This window comes from Mesorhizobium xinjiangense, from assembly GCF_009749525.1.
GTDB classification, from domain to species: domain Bacteria; phylum Pseudomonadota; class Alphaproteobacteria; order Rhizobiales; family Rhizobiaceae; genus Mangrovimarina; species Mangrovimarina xinjiangensis.
In genome coordinates this window covers 16,287-32,798 of the sequence record NZ_WOAC01000011.1, presented here as the reverse complement: position 1 = coordinate 32,798, position 16,512 = coordinate 16,287, and the positions used below count along the sequence as shown (strand labels likewise).

Below are 16,512 nucleotides of genomic sequence, written 5' to 3'. Positions count from 1 at the left end.
CAATGCTCCTGAGGAGAACGTGCAATGGGCGATAGCGGTGAATACATTCCGCCGAAGGTGTGGACCTGGGAGAAGGCCAGCGGCGGTACATTCGCCTCCATCAATCGTCCGATCGCCGGTGCGACCCATGAGAAAGAACTGCCGGTGGGCAAGCACCCACTGCAGCTCTATTCGCTCGGCACGCCGAACGGCCAGAAGGTCACGATCATGCTGGAAGAATTGCTGGCGATTGGCCACAGCGGCGCAGAATATGATGCCTGGTTAGTCAAGATCGGCGAAGGCGACCAGTTCGGTTCCGGCTTCGTCGAGCTCAACCCCAATTCCAAGATCCCCGCCCTGATGGACCGCAGCGGGCCAATACCGATTCGCGTCTTCGAATCCGGCGCGATCCTAGTGCATCTCGCCGAAAAGTTCGGTGCCTTCCTACCAACAGATCCGGCGGCCCGCGCTGAAACACTCTCCTGGCTGTTCTGGCAAATGGGCTCGGCTCCGTTTCTCGGCGGGGGGTTCGGCCACTTCTATGCCTACGCCCCGACCAAACAGGAATACCCGATCAACCGGTACGCCATGGAGGTAAAGCGCCAGCTCGACGTGCTCGATCAGCGTCTTGCCGATAACGAATTCATCGCCGGCGCCGATTATACCATCGCCGACATGGCCATCTGGCCCTGGTACGGCGGGCTCGTAAAAGGCTGGCTGTACGACGCGGGCGAGTTCCTCTCGGTGCACGACTACAAGAACGTCACACGCTGGGCCGATCAGCTCTTCGCACGCCCGGCCGTCTACAGAGGTCGAAAGGTCAACCGCACGAGCGGAACCCCGTCGAGCCAGCTTCATGAGCGACACGACGCGAGCGACTTCGATACGAGGACGCAGGACAAGCTCATGGGAGAGCAGCTATGAATATCACCGGCAAGCGCGTCCTCATCACTGGCGGATCGAGCGGCATAGGTTTGTCTCTGGCTCAGATTCTCTTGGCAAAACACGCGAAGGTGGCCATCAGCGGACGTCGTTCAGAGGTCGTCGCCGAAGCCGTTCGTTCCCTGCAAACCGAAGGCGCCGAGGTCCACGGAATAGCGGCTGACGTTGCCACGGCAGAAGGACGCGCCGCTACGCTTGAACAGGCTCTTGCGGTGTTGGGCGGCCTCGATGTCCTCGTAAACAACGCCGGAGGCGTGCGGGCCGGTCGCTTGGAAAATACCGAGGAATCCGAGTTGCAGGCCATGATCGAAGTCGGTCTGATCGCCCCGGTTCTTCTGACGAGGGCAGCATTGCCGGCCCTCCGCAAGAGCGGTGAGGCCACGGTGGTGAACGTCTCCTCTGGCATCGCGCTCGTCGGTGTGCCGTTCTATGCGACCTACGCGGCGGTCAAGGCGGGTCTTGCTCGTTTCAGCGAGGCGCTACGGCGCGAGTTGAAGGGAGAGGGCATCCATGTCCTGACCGTCTATCCCGGCGGTACAGACACGCCGATGATGAAGTCGAACCGTGCCGGGCCCGATCTTGGCTTCTCACGCGAGCCAGCCGCTGCTGTTTCCGATGCAATCGCTACAGGAATCGAAACCGGGGCGTTCGAGGTTATCCGCGGGGGTGAAACTCGCGCGCAGATGATCGCACTCAATCGCGAGGACCCTGCTGCGGTCGACGACCGCTTTCTCGGATTGAAGTCGGCGCTCGAGGAAGCGGTGAAGGATCACGCCGCGCTTTGAGCGCAAACGATCCGACAAGGAAAACAATGGTGATGCTGCATAATAGTGATGCCTTTCCCTCTCTCACCTTTAGCCGCGCCGGCGGCGGCGAAATTCATTTACCTGGCGATCTGGCCGGCAGATTCGGTGTGATTCTCTTCCACCGCGGCTCCTGGTGCCCATTCTGCAATGCCCAGCTTGCTGCATTTTCGCGCGCTGCGGACAAGTTCGCCGGCGAAGACATCAAAGTCATCTCTGTATCGGCGGACGATCGGGAAAAGACGGAGGCGCTCGTTGAAAAGTACAAGCTCGCCTTCCCGGTCGCCTATGGCGCCGATGCACGGGCGGTTTCGGCAGCCACCGGAGCCTTCGTCAATGACGATCCCGTCTATCTTCAAGCAACCGGGTTCCTCCTTAATCCTGAGGGGCAGGTCGTGACGGCTGTTTATTCGACCGGCGCGATCGGACGACTGCTGCCGGATGACGTCCTGGGACTCGTCCGTCACCTGAAATCATCGGCAAAGACCTGACGCGAAAAATCGTGCGGCATTTGTAAATCAAACTGGTAGGCGTACTCTGGACCTGCCATGAGCCAAGTCTACACGGGAGTATTTCATGCGATTGTCTAAAAGGATGCTCGGGGCCCTTGCGGCGCTGGCAATGACGGCGACTACGGTTCAGGCCCAGGTCGTCGTTTCTTCCAAGATCGATACCGAAGGCAGCGTGCTGGGAAACATCATCCTGGAAGTCCTTAGGGCCAACGAGATCCCTGTTACCGACCGGATCCAGCTTGGCGCCACTTCGGTCGTGCGCGAAGCGATTACTGCGGGTCAGATCGACATTTATCCGGAGTATACGGGCAACGGCGCATTCTTCTTCAATGAGGCCGACAAGCCCATCTGGAACGATGCGCAGCAGGGCTATGAGGAGGTCAAGAAGCTCGACTATGACGCCAACAAGATCGTCTGGTTGTCGCCCGCTCCGGCCAACAATACCTGGGCCATCGCCCTGCGCGACGACGTGGCTGGGCCGAACAACCTCAAGACGCTCACCGATTTCGGAAAATGGATCGCGGGCGGTGGCGAGGTCAAACTCGCGGCCTCGGCCGAATTCGTGAACTCGCCGGCCGCGCTTCCGGCGTTCCAGACCACCTATGGTTTCACCCTCGAGCCCGAACAACTCATCACGCTTTCGGGTGGCGACACCGCCGCCACCATCGCGGCGGCCGCTCAGCAGACCTCAGGCGCAAATGCGGCCATGGTCTATGGCACCGATGGCGGCATTGCGCCCTCCAAGCTCACGGTGCTCGAGGACGACGAAGGCGTGCAGCCGGTCTATGCACCCGCGCCCATTATCCGCGAGACCGTGCTCACGCAATATCCGCAGATCGCCGAGCTTCTGCAGCCCGTATTCGCCAAGCTCGACCTCAAGACCTTGCAGGACCTCAACGGCCGGGTGCAGGTGGCGGGAGAGCCAGCCAATGCCGTGGCGCTCGACTTCCTCAAGACAAACGGCTTCGTTGAGTAAGCTGGACGGTAGATACGACCGGTAGGCGGGACATTCTCGCCCGGCCCATCGGTCACCTACGGAGGGACGTGAGGGGATGGATACCGATGACGCAAGGCGTTGGCACGGCATTGCCGAAACGGACTATCGGCCTCGATAAGCTCGGCGTCGTCATCGCGCTTATCCTTGCCGCCGCTTGGTTGCTGCTGCCCTTCGCCGATTTCAAGCCCAACCGCATCCTCCCCGGAGAGCCGCGCTCGATCTTTTCGGCGTTGCCGCCGATCTATGCTGCCATATTGGCAGTTGGGCTCGGCCTTTCCATTTTCGCCAGCCTAATCAGAACCTCCGCCATCCCGCGCCTTCTGCTTGGCTTCATCGGAGTTGTCGCTCTCGTCCTGGCTATCGGCGTCGCCGGCCATTACCTGACGCCCGAAGGCGACAATCTCGCACGCATCGCACCGGGTGCGGGCTTCTGGGTACTTGTGGGCGCGTATGCCCTCCTTGCAGCCGATTCCCTGACGCGCCTGCGCCTCGGACCTTGGCCGCGACTCGCCATCCTGGCGCTGGTCGTCGTCGGCATCTGCGCACTGCTCTGGAGCGGTGCTTGGGACGAGCTCTCAATCCTCAAGGAATATGCCAGCCGTCATGAAGCTTTCTGGCGGGAGGGGCAGATCCACATCCTCCTCGCCTTCGGCTCGCTGATCGTCGCCTGCATCGTGGGCATCCCGCTGGGCATCGCCTGCTATCGCTCCAAGCGTCTGCGCACCATTGTCCTCAACGTTCTCAACGCCGTCCAGACCATCCCTTCGATTGCGCTGTTCGGCCTCCTTATCGCGCCGCTCGGCGCATTGGCTGCCGCAATGCCGGGGCTCGCCGCCATCGGCGTTTCAGGAATCGGCGTCGCACCCGCCATGCTAGCGCTGTTCCTCTACAGTCTCCTGCCGCTGGTCGCGAACACTGTCGTCGGCCTTCTCGGCGTCCCGGAGGACGCCAACGACGCGGCCATGGGGATGGGCATGACCGACGGCCAGCGCCTCGTCGCGGTGGAACTGCCTTTGGCCTTTCCGGTCATCCTAACCGGCATTCGCATCGTCCTGGTCCAGAATATCGGCATCGCTACGATCGCCGCGCTCATTGGCGGCGGCGGCTTCGGCGTCTTCGTGTTCCAAGGCATCGGCCAGACCGCAATGGATCTTGTGCTGCTAGGGGCTGTGCCGACCGTCGGTCTCGCCTTCGTTTCCGCCGTCATCCTCGACGCGTTCGTTGAAATGACTTCGCCACGGGAAGCTGCCAATGATTGAGATCGCCGAGATCAGCAAAACCTATGGCAACAGCGCGGTCGTCGATCGTGTGACGATGAAAGTCGAGCCCCACACGATCACTGTCATTGTCGGCACGTCGGGTTCGGGCAAGACCACACTCCTGCGCATGATCAACCGCCTGGTCGAACCCTCGTCGGGTACGATACGCATCGATGGCGAGGACACACGTACGGTCCCCGCCTACGAACTGCGCCGGCGCATGGGTTATGCCATTCAAGGCCACGGCCTTTTTCCCCACCGAACCGTCGGCCAGAATATCGGTACCGTCCCGAAGCTCCTCGGCTGGGACAAGGCACTTATCGCCCGCCGTGTCGATGAACTGCTCGAACTCTTCCAACTCGATCCCGGCGAGTATCGCGACCGCATGCCCAGCGAATTGTCCGGCGGCCAGCAGCAGCGCATCGGCGTGGCCCGGGCGCTGGCCGCCGAGCCCAATATCCTTCTCATGGACGAGCCCTTCGGGGCACTCGATCCTATCATTCGCGCCCAGGCCCAGCAGAACCTCCTCGATATCCAGAAGCGTTTCGGCACCACAATCGTGCTCGTCACCCACGACATGGAGGAGGCAATTCACCTCGGCGACAGGATCGCCGTCATGGATGATGGTCAGCTCCTCCAGTACGCCGCGCCTGAAGAAATCATTGCTCGCCCCGCGACTGATTTCATCGATGAACTTATCGGCACCGGCGAGCGTCCTTTCCGCCTGCTTTCTCTTGCCTCGATCCGCGCGGCCGTCGAACCAGGCGAAGCCGATGGTGCGTCCATCTCCGCCGATGCCACGCTGCGCGATGCCTTCGCAGAGCTTCTCTGGTCCGGCCGCACCGCCCTGCCGGTCGAAGATCGGGGCAAACGCATCGGCCGCGTAACGCTCGCCGAGCTCAAACGCCGCGCGGCCCGCCCGCGATGAGTTGGTCCTTGATCATAAGGCTGCTCGTTCTCGCGCTACTGATCGCTTTTCTGGTCGCGCCCGAAAGCTTCGCCTTCCTGCTCCAACCGTTCACCAAGATCGGCCAGCCCGCTATCTATGATCGCGGGACCCTCTGGGGCCTCACGCTCAGCCACCTCGCGATCACCTTCGCCGCAACGTCCCTTGCGACTCTCGTCGCGCTCGGCCTTGCAATTCTCGTTACGCGGCCGTTCGGGGCGGAATTCCTGCCGCTCTCGCGCAGCCTCGCCAATATCGGCCAGACCTTTCCTCCCGTCGCCGTTCTGGCTTTGACCGTGCCCATTCTCGGCTTCGGCACCGCCCCCACGCTGGTCGCGCTATTCCTCTACGGCCTGCTGCCGATCTTTGAGAATTCGATCACCGGCCTCACCACTCTGCCTCCGACCGTCACCGTGGCGGCGCGCGGCATGGGCATGACCGGGCTACAACGCCTCGTGCGCGTGGAACTGCCGTTGGCGCTGCCGGTGATCCTCAGTGGCGTTCGGCTTTCAACGGTGATTTCGCTGGCCACTGCCACTATCGGTTCGACCGTGGCGGCGCGGACCCTGGGCGAGATCATCATTGCCGGTCTCACCGCCAGCAATACCGCCTTCGTCATGCAGGGCGGCCTCATCGTCGCCGTGCTGGCCGTCCTGATCTACGACGGCCTCTCGGCCCTCGAGCGCTTCTTCGTCGCACGCACCACCAAGGGCTCGAGTCTCTCTCCGAGGTGATGTTAGCGCGTACAGTCCTCTCGATCGGACTGCGTTCCGATTAACCCGAATTGGGATATCCAAGCCGCCTTGGCGTTCCACAGCGACGGGCCTTAGGTGGGATCGAGCTGGTTCCTGATCGCAGCGCGGAGGACGGGAAGTAGCTCCGCGTCGAACCAGGGATTACGTTTCCGCCACGCGACGCTTCGCCACGATGGATGTGGGGTCGGGAAGATGGCGGGGGCGAAGCGGTCGAAGCTTCGGACACGTTCGACGAGGGTCTTCCCAGCATCCTTGGGAAGGTAATATTGCTGGGCGTAGGATCCAACGAGAAGCGTCAGCCGATCCGCCGGAAGATGCTCGAGGATGCGCGCGTGCCATTGCGGTGCGCATTCCGGCCGTGGTGGCGCATCGCCACCGGCCGCCTTGCCTGGGTAGCAAAACCCCATAGGAACCAGGGCGACTTTCGCCGGATCGTAGAATTCGTCCAGATCGAGTCCAGTCCACTCACGAAGCCGGTCACCGCTGTCGTCCTGCCAGGGGATCCCGCTATTGTGGACCTTAGTTCCAGGCGCCTGGCCGATGATAAGGATCCGTGACGTCGAGCTGAACTGCAAAACCGGCCGCGGGCCAAGCGGGAGATAGGGCGCACAAATGGTGCACCCTGAAATTTCGTCCAACAATGCGGTATCCGGGTGACGCATGGACCGAGTGTCAGCTCGCGGAGTTCGTCACTTGCAGCCCGCGCTGCACGCCGGGACGCGCGAGGCCGCGGTCGAGCCACGCCTGCACTTGAAGAAAGCGGTCGAACCCGACGAGCTCGCGTGCTTCGTAAAAGCCGATCAGGTTACGCACCCAGCCGAGCAGAGAAATGTCGGCGATGCTGTAGTCACCGCCCATCACCCAGTCGCGGCCCGTGAGCCATTCGTCGAGGACACCGAGTAGCCGCGCCGATTCAGCTGCATAGCGGTCGCGCGGGCGCTTGTCCTCATAGACCTTGCCAGCGAACTTGTTGAAGAAACCGACCTGGCCGAACATCGGTCCGACTCCGCTCATCTGCCACATCACCCACTGGATCGTTTCGTAGCGGACGTTGGGGTCGGCCGAAATAAACTCCCCGGTCTTGTCGGCAAGATACAGCAGGATCGCGCCCGATTCGAACAGCGCGAGCGGCGCTCCACTCGGCCCGTTCGGATCATAGATGGCAGGAATTTTGCCGTTGGGGTTAAGCGCGAGAAAGGCGGGATCGTGGCTTTCGTTCGCCATGATGTCGATCCTGTGCGGCTCATAGTCGAGCCCTGTTTCCTCGAGCATGATGCCGATTTTCACCCCATTGGGCGTGGCGGCGGAAAAGAGCTGGAGCCGGTCTGGGTATTGAGCCGGCCAGCGCGCGAAGATCGGATGATTGAGTATCACTGTCAGTTTCCTTGACGACCGCAGCTGTCTGCTCAGGCATAAATCCGCCTAAACCCAGGGTAAGCGACAGCTCCTGTAGGAGCTATCTGCGACAATTGGGAGGACAGGAGGAACGGCCCTCCCCGCTCCGACTACGGCCGAACGCGGATGACCGTCTTGCCTGCGCGTCGCTCGGTCGAATTGAAGGCGGCGACGGCATCGTCGAGTGTCGAAATCTTGCCGATATTTGTCCGGATGCGACCGTCCCTCACTCGCTGAACAATCTCCGTTAGCTGGCTACGATCAGCCTCAACGACGAAGTCGATTGCCAAGCCATCGACAGGCCGTGCCTCGGCTGGGCCGACAACGGTTACGAGCGTACCGCCTGAACGGATGAGTGCAGCTGACCGCCTCTGGATATCGCCGCCTATGACATCGAACACAAGATCGACACCACCGATATCTTCCAGGGTGTCATTTTCGAGGTCAACGAATTCATTTGCGCCGAAGTCGAGCGCTTTCTGACGGTCGGCGGCACGTCCAGTACCCACGACATACGCACCGGCCGCGCGTGCAAGCTGTGTCACCATCGAACCCACTGCGCCAACTGCGCCGTGAGCAAGCACGCTCTGCCCCGCCTGAAGACGTCCGTGTAGGAATAATCCCTGCCATGCGGTGAGACCCGAGATTGGCAAGCTTGCGCCTACCGTGAAGTCGACGTCACCCGGCAGCGGCGCGAGATTGCGCGCCTCCATGGCTACATACTCCGCGAGCGTGCCGTCGCGATGCCAGTCAGCCAAGCCGAACACGCGCTGACCCACCGACAGACCCGTGGTTCCATAACCAAGCGCGGTAACCACTCCGGCCAGCTCGTGTCCAGGGATCGATGGCGTACGATTCTGGTCGCGGCGGTCGGCCCACGTCGAAGGCCAGCCCAGTTCGGTGTTGACGAAACCGGCTGCATGAATCTGAACAACGACATCGTTTATCGCTGCCTGAGGCTCGGGCCGCTCCACCAGCTCCATTCCGGCTGTTCCCGCTGCCTCGTCCTTCACAATGATAGCTTTCATGGAAAAGTCTCCTCGGTCATCTGCTTGTGGTTGGAAATGTCGAACCCGTGGGCATTTGTCGCTCACTCGCGAACGCGGATGATGGTTTTCCCTTTGCGTCGCTCGGTCGAATTGAAGACTGCAACGGCTTCATCGAGTGTCGAGATGGAGCCGATGCTCGCACGGAGCCGTCCGTCCCGGACCCTCTCGATAATTTCGTTCAGTTGCAAACGGTCGGGCTCAACGACGAAATCGACCGTTAGGCCATCGGTGGGCCGTGTTTCGGCCGGACCCATGATGGACACCAACGCTCCCCCGCTTCGAACCAGACGCGCGGACTCCCTCGCGATGTCGCCGCCGAGAACATCGAACACCAGATCCACATCACCGACGTCTTCCAGCGCGTTATTTTCGAGATCGAGGAACTCTTGGGCGCCGAAGTCGAGCACCGCCTGACGGTCTGCCGCGCGTCCGGTGCCGATGACATAAGCTCCGGCCTCGCGCGCGAGCTGCGTTACCATCGAACCAACCACTCCGGCCGCGCCGTGTGCGAGGACCCTCTCGCCCGTCTGAAGGTGTCCGTGCTGGAATAGTCCCTGCCACGCAGTCAGACCAGACATCACCACGCTCGCTCCGATGGTGAAGTCGACATCGCCGGGTAGAGGCGTCAGGTTGCGCGCCTCGACGGCCACATACTCCGCCAAGGTCCCGTCTCGATACCAGTCCGTGAGACCGAATACGCGCTGGCCGACCGACAGACCGGTCGTGCCATATCCAAGGGCGGTGACCACTCCGGCCACTTCGTGCCCCGGGATCGACGGTATCCGGTCACGGAAGACGCGATCGGTCCAGGTTGGGGGCCAAGTTAGCTCGTCCCAGGTGAAACCCGACGCATGAACCTGAACGACGACGTCGTTTGTCGCTGCCTGCGGCTCCGGCCGCTCCACCAGCGTCATCCCGGCCGTGCCGCCGGACTGGTCGGTCACTACGATAGCCTTCATGATGAATCTTTCCTCCGTTACCTGTCCGACTGGCGGAAGCTTTTCTTTCTAGGTCAGCGACCAGCGCGGGCGAAGTTTTCGCAGCTACTGTCCCCGGTCCTGCCGGCGTCTGGATTGCGTGCAGCAACGACGGTGAACAGCGTGGCGACGATCGCAAAGCCGCCGTATCCGAGCGCGATCTGCGGTAGGGAGAGAATGTTGGAAAGCTGGCCGAAAACGAGGCTGGGGAAGGCCGTGCCGCTGTAACAAATGAGATAGATCGCGCTGAAGATGGGCGCCCGGTCAGCTACCGTGCTGCCATCCAGCAGACCGCGGGTAGCGGCGCTGATGGCGATGCCTTGTCCGGCGCCGGCGAACATGGTCGAGATGATGAACAACCAGAGTGTGCCGGCGTTGATCGCTGTAATCATGCCGATCATTCCAACCAGGAAAGTGATCATGCCGATGCGTTGCGCTGCTGCGGGCGCGAACCGACCGCCGATGGGTGCGCCGAGAACGCTCGGGGCCATATAGGCGGCGAACACAAGTCCGAGGATGAGCGGGCTGCGCGTGTGGAGTTGATCTTCGACCAATCCGGGCATGAAGGCCTGGTAGAAGCCGCCGGTCGCCCACGTTGCCAGGAACACTGCCGCCGCGACCGGGAGCAGATGCCTGACCCGCGCCGGTACATGGACCCGCGGTACCAATGATCGCCAAACGCCCGGCGTCGGAGTTGCTGTTTCCGAGCTGACGGTGATGAGCACGGCGGACAGCAAAAGGAAGCCGATACAAACGAAATAGATGAGTTCTCGTGGTGAGGGACCGAACTGGACCAGTGCGCCGGAGGCAATAGCTCCGACAGCCAAGCCGAGCATGGGTCCCTGGCTGGAGGCGACGGAGGCTAGCCATTCCGGCTTATCGGGAGCCGCATCGACGATGTAGGAGGTCAGGGTGCTGCTGGCCAATCCGGTGCCGAATCCCATCAGGAGTCGAGCGCCGACCAGGGTAGCGATATGATGAACGTTCAGCAGCAGCACACAGCCGCAAAGGAGCAGGCCGAGGCTGGCGATAGCGGTGCGCCGGCGGCCGAGATGGTTGGACAGTCGTCCTAGCACCAACAGTGCGACGATGGTGCCCAGGGAGTTGCCGACGACGGCCATCGAGATGCCTGCGTTGGTGAGCCCATCTTCAGCCCTGTAAATGTTGTACAACGGAACCGGTGCTGCCGTCGTTACAAACGAGGCCACCAGGGAGACAACTGCGGATAAGAACGCCAGACGGAGCTTTCCATCGCGGGCCTGATCGATAACTGGAGCAGCGCTTGGCATGGAGCTGTCCTTTTCCTTGTTTCGCGCGATTGAGTAAGATCCGTCCCAGGTTGCGCTGGGCGTTACTCGATAAAATCTGCGACTGTGTTGGCCATTGATCGCAGCGCGGGCCAGGATTTTCCAATAGTCGGCGCGTATCGTTTCCATAGAGGAGGGGAATACTTGCGCGTCAGGTTTCCTTGCGGTTTCGTCACGGGTAGGCTCGCCATACCTTCGAAACTACGCTGATTGAGTTTGCCCCCCGGCAACCGAAGCGGCTCTTAGCAGCTCGATCGGTGTTTCCTACGTTGAGCTGTCAGCTGGCTCGCATTGTGAGATGCGCTTGGCCTCAGCCCGGTATTCGGATGGGTCGGTGCCAAAGTGCCGTCGAAAGGTCCGCGTGAAACTGCTGCGGCTCTGGTATCCCGCCTGCATCGCGACCTGGTCTATCGAGAGCGCGTTTGCCGCGAGCAAGCTGGCAGCGTGACGCATCCGTAGGCGCCTCAGGACGGCCATCGGCGACTCGCCGACAGCCGCAGCGAACCGGGCCATGAATGCGGAACGGCTGAGAGCTACCGACTGCGACAGGGAATGCACAGTATGCTGCGCAGAGGGCCTGTTCGCCATTTCGGCGAAGGCCCGCGCGATCGGCGGGTCATTGAGGATCGAGAACCGTTCCACCCAAGGATTCGTCGATATAAGGCATCGCCTTAGGAGTGACAGAAGCACAAGCTTCAGGAGGGCCGCCGACATCGGACCTCCTCCTACTTCCTGCGCAGCCAGTTCCGACATTGCGTAGTTCATCACCTGGTCCAGCTGGTCGTGCGCATCGAATGTCTCGACGATCGGCACCGCCTGAGAGGCGAACAGGTCGAGTCCCGCGGCGTAGAGTGCGACGAACGACCCGCACCCCACCCGCAACGCAGGCTCGGCCCCGCCGATTGTGTGACGCGGCGAGGCGCCTGGAACGAAAATGACTGCTTGCTCCCCACCGTGTGACCGCGCCAGCGCGCCACTTACACCAGGCGCCACGATCGTCGTCGTCCTGCGTGCGGGAACGACCACGAGGGTGTGGGCGCAGATATCGATCGGCGGCTCTCCTTCGACGTGGATCACACCTGAACCGGCAAAACCGTAGTGGATCGTGGGGTGTTCACTCCGCCCGACTTCCAGTCGCGTACCCGCCGCCAGCGCGCACTCCGACAGCCTGACGTGGTTGACCTCCAACGTCGTCATCAGCTTGTCGAGATCGGCGCGCGAGATACGCCAAATGGGTTGAACGTTCACGTCCAGGAGCCTCGTGGTAGCGACCCCACATCAGCTCGGCGTTTGGGACAACGGAACTGGTCCTAGACTGCGCGAGCAACGCCGGCAGTCCAAGATGAATGGCTCTTCCGCACTCCAACCTGGTGTGGTTGATCGTCAGTTCGTGTTGCAATCGCCTTGACGGGATTGCCGTCAAACAATCACCCAGATGAGCGCGGCCGAGTAGCCCTTGGGGCCGAATTTGATAAATTCAGCCAGGACATGAATTCGGGAGAAAAACCTTTATGCTGCAGCAGGAAATCCATGAATAGAGGCGTCGTCTGACGCAACGAGGGCAAAGACGCAGAACCTGCCTTCCGAGTCATCCCAAACGTGGGCCAAATCCCAGCCAGCGACCGCAGCGACAGAAGCGAACCCGGTGCGGTCGTATTTGCGGGAGCTCTCTGTATGTATCGTCTCTCCATGCCGAAAGTGGAATGCGCGTTCCCCGATCGCAACCGACTGTTCCGCCAAGCTCACCAGGTGCATCTCGACTGCCTTGTCAGCTTCATTCCACCTCGCCTCGTGCCGAAAGCGTTCGGGCCGGAAGTCTGCCCCGAGTTCCCGGTTGATCCGGGACAGGATGTTGAGGTTGAAGGCCGCAGTGACGCCCTCATGGTCGTCGTACGCGCGCAAGAGCACATCCACGTCCTTGAGCAGGTCGACGCCGACGATTGCGCCCCCGCCTGACTCGACGTGACGCCACATTTGCCGGAGAAACGTCTCGGCGTCAGCTCGGTCGAGATTACCAATCGTCGACCCGGGGAAAAACCCAATGCGGCGACCAGGCGGGATCCCTGGCGGCATATCGAAGGCCTGGACAAAATCGCAGGCGACAGGCCGAACCCACAGACCCGGAAAGCGCGAAGCCATGCGCTCCGCGGTCTGGAGGAGGTATTCCTCCGCTATGTCGATCGGCACATAACCTTGTGGCGCGCATAGCGAATCGAGGACGAGCTCTGTCTTCACCCCCGCCCCGGCTCCGTACTCGACGACCACCGCGTCCTCTCCGGCAAACTCAGCGATCTCCGAAGCCCGGTCGGCAAGGATCTCCGTCTCCGCGCGCGTCGGGTAGTACTCGGGTAGTCGCGTGATCGCCTCGAACAGGTCTGACCCGCGTTCGTCGTACAGCCACCTGCACGGCAGCGTCTTCTGAACACGGGACAAACCACCGACGACATCGGAGAAAAACGGACCATCCCGTTCCTGTGTGGTTGCGGTGAGGTCGTGCATTGGCCGCGCTTCCCTTTCCTTGTCACGGGCGTGCAGCCGCACGCCGCCGAGATCGTCAACGTAGGTGCGGCGAAGGTACTGCGAATCCACAATGCGTCTCCGGTCGTCCAAATACGGTTCGCCTTGGCGGTTGGAGCGCACGCGAGCAAAGACAGTTGCCACGCGCACAGATACGATGGTCGACACTCGTTTTATTGAGGCTGGCGGAGGCAGAGGATGGACGCCGAGATCAAAGACAATCCGGAGAAGCACCGTTTCGAGCTACCGCTCGACGGTGATGCGCTCGCGGTCTCCTATTACAAGGAGGAAGACGGACGCGTGGTCTTGCTCCACACCGAGGTTCCGCAGGAGCTGTCGGGACGGGGGATTGGATCGCGCCTCGCCCGCGGCGTATTCGAGTCTCTGCGCGCAAAGGGGCGCCGCGTGATCGCGAAGTGCCCGTTCATGGCGGCATATGCCTCGCGGCACCCGGAATATCTCGCCATGCTCGACGGTTGACCGCTCAACCACGATAGCCACTCGGGAAGATAATATCCTGATCCACGAGGACGTTGAACCTGTAGCCCGGGCGAATTTCCAGGGTGGGCTGGACATTCAGGTTGCGCGAGACCGTTTGTTCCGAGATCTTACCGAACGTCTCGGCGAACGAACGGCGGGCGGCGCCCTCGGCACTGTTTTCTATACCGAGTGCGTTACGATCCTGCGGAATCATCATCTCCGTACCGGCACCGATCAGCGCGACCAGGATCGCTGAGCCGAAGGTCCGGAGATAGTGGTTGTCGACCTGATCGCTAAAGCCGCCATAGCCCGCTGCATCGGTGCCAGCCATGCCGCCGATCTGGAGCGTCGAGCCGCTCGGGAAGATGATATCGGTCCAGATCACCAGAACACGGTTTTGGCCGAAACTCACATTTGAGTCGTAGCGTCCGAACAGCTTCGATCCCTGCGGGATGAGCAGATGTCGTCCGGTGGCGCTGTCATAGACATTCTGGGAAATCTGCGCAGTGATGCGACCGGGAAGGTCGGAATTGATGCCGGTCACGAGTGTGGCGGGGATCACCGAGCCCCGTTTGAGCTCGTAGGGGGACATCTGGGGAACAACCTGATTGGGAAGATAGCCGAGGTCCTGGAGATCCTGGTTGAAGAAGCGCTCCTTGCCCGCTTGGCCATTCGGATCGGTGTTCTGCCCCGCAAGGCCTGACTGCATCGCTGTAGCGTACAGGTCGAGCGCACTAGGCGGGCGTGTCGCCGGCGCGCCGATGTTTCCGGATTGCGACGCGTTACCCGGATTTGCCGTCGCAAGATCATCCTGCAGGTTGACGGCAATCGGAGAGTCGTAGGCGGCATCATTGGCTTGGAGACCGGCCATACGCTGACGATGCAGCTCGCGCAGGATCTGTTCCTCTTGCTCCCGATCGAGACGGGCTCGCCAAATTTCTTCCGGCTCGAGCTGTCGGTGTGCCGGTTCAGCGAGCGGCGTTGGCTGCACCTCCGGCGTGAATGGATTGGTGGCGGTCTCGTCAGTCTCAACCGGCGCCGGCTGGAACTGCGTCTGGACGGGCTCGCCGATGATCCCGTCGGGCACACCTTGCGTTAGCTGGTCGGCATAGGTCGAGGCGGGGCGCGAGCCGGGAGCGAGGTCGGTGTTGTCATCGCCGAACCGCAGTCCCCGTGTGGAAAGACCATAAATGATGACGCCAAAGAACAGGAGGACAAGCACAATCGCGACGATGATCGGCAGTCGGTTAAGACGACGGATGCGTGGTGTGCTCGCAGGATCAGCTGCGCCGAGCTTGAGGGACTCGACCATCACGGATGTCCTGTCCCGCGTTGCATGACCGAAAGCGGGCTGGTCGGCGTCGCTCCGGCCGCTCCGAGCTGATACATGCGGGTCAAATCCAGGGCTGGCGTCGAGAGGCGCGCCAGAACACTCCCTTCATAGCTGTCGATGACGTAGGCCAAGGGCACCGTGTCGGCTGGATCAGCCTTCTGGTCGGTGACTACGGCATAGCCCCACCCCCGCAGCGATGCCTCGAGTGCCTGTCCAAACACGGATCCATCCGTCCGGAGCTTGATCGTATTGGTGCCCGGGCCGACCTGTTCGGCCAGTCGGCCAACCATGTCACTAGCAATGCTGCTCGCCGCCTCTGGTGTCAGTTCCATCGTCACCGAGCTTGTAATCAACCCGGCGCTGCCAAGCGTCTGGCACGCGCCGAGGGAGATCGTGAGCAGAAGAAGAAGGGTGAGCCTGCCGATATGGTAGGGGTATCGCATTGACTACCCTCCCCGCCTGATGGTGATCTTCTGCTGGTCCCGACCGACGCCTGACACAAGGATGGCGTGGTCGATATGGTAGTCCACAACCATCATCGTGCCGTTCATCCGATAATTGACGATGCGGTTCTCGCCGCCGCTAACGACAAACAAGACAGGCGCATCCTGGCCGGAAAGCGAGCCGGGGAACTGAATGTAGGTCTTGAGCCCATCGGAGTAGATCCGGGTTGGCTTCCAGCGCGCGCCGCCGGTCATTCGGTACCCGAAATCGAGCTGGTCCGCCGGCACGCCGGCACCGGGAACGATGCTCGCCTCGATGCGCGCATTGATCTCGGCGAAACGGGCGTTGACGTCCTCGGGATACTCAAATCCGACACGGGCCATGTACTGGCTGTGATGGGATTTGAGCTGAATGTGATAGGTCCGCCGCGACGTGGTCACCACCATCGAGGTGACAAGGCCCGACTCGGCCGGCTTGACGATCAGATGCACGGCTTGCCCGCCCGGTGCGCCGGACGTGGCCGGCTCGACCTTCCAGCGAACGGTATCGCCAAGCAGCACATCCCGCACGATCTCTCCCGCCTGAAGCTCGATGTCACAAACCTGGAGCGGCGAGCAGACAACCGAAGGCTGCACCTCGCCGAAGAGAAAAACGACCTTGCCATCGGGGCCGCGCGTTACAACCCCCTGCCCCGATTGCCATTGCCCGGAAAGGCTTGTGCCTCGGACTTCGTTGGCGCTCAGGTTCTGCGCCAGGGCGGTCAAAGGTATTGTGGGAAGAACCAGCGCAGTGCAGATCGCCATGCCCCGGATTCTGG

Annotated in this window: 18 protein-coding genes; 8 read left to right on the top strand and 10 right to left on the bottom strand. The window is 61.6% G+C overall.

Going from position 1 to position 16,512, the window contains the following annotated elements:
* Nucleotides 1–24: 24 nt before the first annotated feature.
* From yghU to GM909_RS12795, 7 genes are all read left to right on the top strand, one after another.
* Nucleotides 25–903, top strand: a complete 879-nt coding sequence (gene yghU, locus GM909_RS12825) for a glutathione-dependent disulfide-bond oxidoreductase (protein WP_157016785.1) — start codon at nt 25–27, stop codon at nt 901–903.
* Nucleotides 900–1,706, top strand: a complete 807-nt coding sequence (locus tag GM909_RS12820; protein WP_157016784.1) for an SDR family NAD(P)-dependent oxidoreductase — start codon at nt 900–902, stop codon at nt 1,704–1,706. Before yghU ends, GM909_RS12820 begins: the two co-directional genes overlap by 4 nt.
* Before the next feature lie 26 nt (nt 1,707–1,732).
* On the top strand, nt 1,733–2,215 hold the full coding sequence (locus GM909_RS12815) for a peroxiredoxin family protein (protein WP_157016783.1): 483 nt from the start codon (nt 1,733–1,735) through the stop codon (nt 2,213–2,215).
* An 85-nt stretch (nt 2,216–2,300) separates the two neighbouring features.
* Nucleotides 2,301–3,212 (top strand): glycine betaine ABC transporter substrate-binding protein OsmF, encoded by a 912-nt coding sequence (gene osmF, locus GM909_RS12810; protein WP_157016782.1) that lies wholly within the window; start codon nt 2,301–2,303, stop codon nt 3,210–3,212.
* An 86-nt stretch (nt 3,213–3,298) separates the two neighbouring features.
* Entirely contained in the window at nt 3,299–4,492 is a 1,194-nt protein-coding gene (locus tag GM909_RS12805; protein WP_157016781.1) for an ABC transporter permease, read from the top strand.
* Nucleotides 4,485–5,420 (top strand): ABC transporter ATP-binding protein, encoded by a 936-nt coding sequence (locus tag GM909_RS12800; protein WP_157016780.1) that lies wholly within the window; start codon nt 4,485–4,487, stop codon nt 5,418–5,420. Before GM909_RS12805 ends, GM909_RS12800 begins: the two co-directional genes overlap by 8 nt.
* The gene (locus tag GM909_RS12795) at nt 5,417–6,172 is read left to right on the top strand and encodes an ABC transporter permease (protein WP_157016779.1); all 756 of its coding nucleotides are present in this window, start codon (nt 5,417–5,419) and stop codon (nt 6,170–6,172) included. Before GM909_RS12800 ends, GM909_RS12795 begins: the two co-directional genes overlap by 4 nt.
* Before the next feature lie 92 nt (nt 6,173–6,264).
* Here GM909_RS12795 and GM909_RS12790 read toward each other — a convergent pair whose 3' ends face one another.
* The 7 genes from GM909_RS12790 to egtD all read right to left on the bottom strand — a co-directional run bounded on the left by GM909_RS12790 (nt 6,265) and on the right by egtD (nt 13,510).
* Complete coding sequence (locus GM909_RS12790) at nt 6,265–6,831, bottom strand: uracil-DNA glycosylase family protein (protein WP_235911874.1); 567 nt, start codon at nt 6,829–6,831, stop codon at nt 6,265–6,267.
* 34 nt (nt 6,832–6,865) lie between these two features.
* Nucleotides 6,866–7,567, bottom strand: a complete 702-nt coding sequence (locus tag GM909_RS12785; RefSeq protein WP_157016777.1) for a glutathione S-transferase N-terminal domain-containing protein — start codon at nt 7,565–7,567, stop codon at nt 6,866–6,868.
* Nucleotides 7,568–7,698: 131 nt separating this feature from the next.
* Nucleotides 7,699–8,616, bottom strand: coding sequence for an NADP-dependent oxidoreductase (locus tag GM909_RS12780; RefSeq protein WP_157016776.1), 918 nt, complete (start codon nt 8,614–8,616; stop codon nt 7,699–7,701).
* Nucleotides 8,617–8,678: 62 nt separating this feature from the next.
* Nucleotides 8,679–9,596 carry an NADP-dependent oxidoreductase gene (locus GM909_RS12775; RefSeq protein ID WP_157016775.1) on the bottom strand — a complete coding sequence of 306 codons (918 nt, stop codon included), beginning with the start codon at nt 9,594–9,596 and terminating at the stop codon, nt 8,679–8,681.
* 53 nt (nt 9,597–9,649) lie between these two features.
* A complete protein-coding gene (locus GM909_RS12770) occupies nt 9,650–10,903 on the bottom strand; it encodes an MFS transporter (RefSeq protein WP_157016774.1) in 1,254 nt (417 codons plus the stop codon).
* A 282-nt stretch (nt 10,904–11,185) separates the two neighbouring features.
* A complete protein-coding gene (locus tag GM909_RS12765) occupies nt 11,186–12,169 on the bottom strand; it encodes a helix-turn-helix transcriptional regulator (RefSeq protein ID WP_157016773.1) in 984 nt (327 codons plus the stop codon).
* 261 nt (nt 12,170–12,430) lie between these two features.
* Nucleotides 12,431–13,510, bottom strand: coding sequence for an L-histidine N(alpha)-methyltransferase (gene egtD, locus GM909_RS12760; protein WP_235911873.1), 1,080 nt, complete (start codon nt 13,508–13,510; stop codon nt 12,431–12,433).
* A gap of 126 nt (nt 13,511–13,636) precedes the next feature.
* On the opposite strand from egtD, the gene GM909_RS12755 reads away from it, so the two are divergent.
* Nucleotides 13,637–13,918, top strand: coding sequence for a GNAT family N-acetyltransferase (locus GM909_RS12755; RefSeq protein WP_157016772.1), 282 nt, complete (start codon nt 13,637–13,639; stop codon nt 13,916–13,918).
* A 4-nt stretch (nt 13,919–13,922) separates the two neighbouring features.
* Here the strand turns inward: GM909_RS12755 and trbI are convergent, their stop codons facing one another.
* From trbI to trbG, 3 genes are read right to left on the bottom strand one after another with little or no spacing between them, the layout of a single operon-like run.
* Entirely contained in the window at nt 13,923–15,230 is a 1,308-nt protein-coding gene (gene trbI, locus GM909_RS12750; RefSeq protein WP_157016771.1) for an IncP-type conjugal transfer protein TrbI, read from the bottom strand.
* Nucleotides 15,230–15,694 (bottom strand): conjugal transfer protein TrbH, encoded by a 465-nt coding sequence (gene trbH, locus GM909_RS12745; RefSeq protein WP_157016770.1) that lies wholly within the window; start codon nt 15,692–15,694, stop codon nt 15,230–15,232. Before trbH ends, trbI begins: the two co-directional genes overlap by 1 nt.
* Before the next feature lie 3 nt (nt 15,695–15,697).
* Nucleotides 15,698–16,498: a P-type conjugative transfer protein TrbG gene (gene trbG / locus GM909_RS12740; RefSeq protein WP_235911885.1), complete on the bottom strand. Its 801-nt coding sequence runs from the start codon at nt 16,496–16,498 to the stop codon at nt 15,698–15,700.
* Nucleotides 16,499–16,512 lie beyond the last annotated feature (14 nt).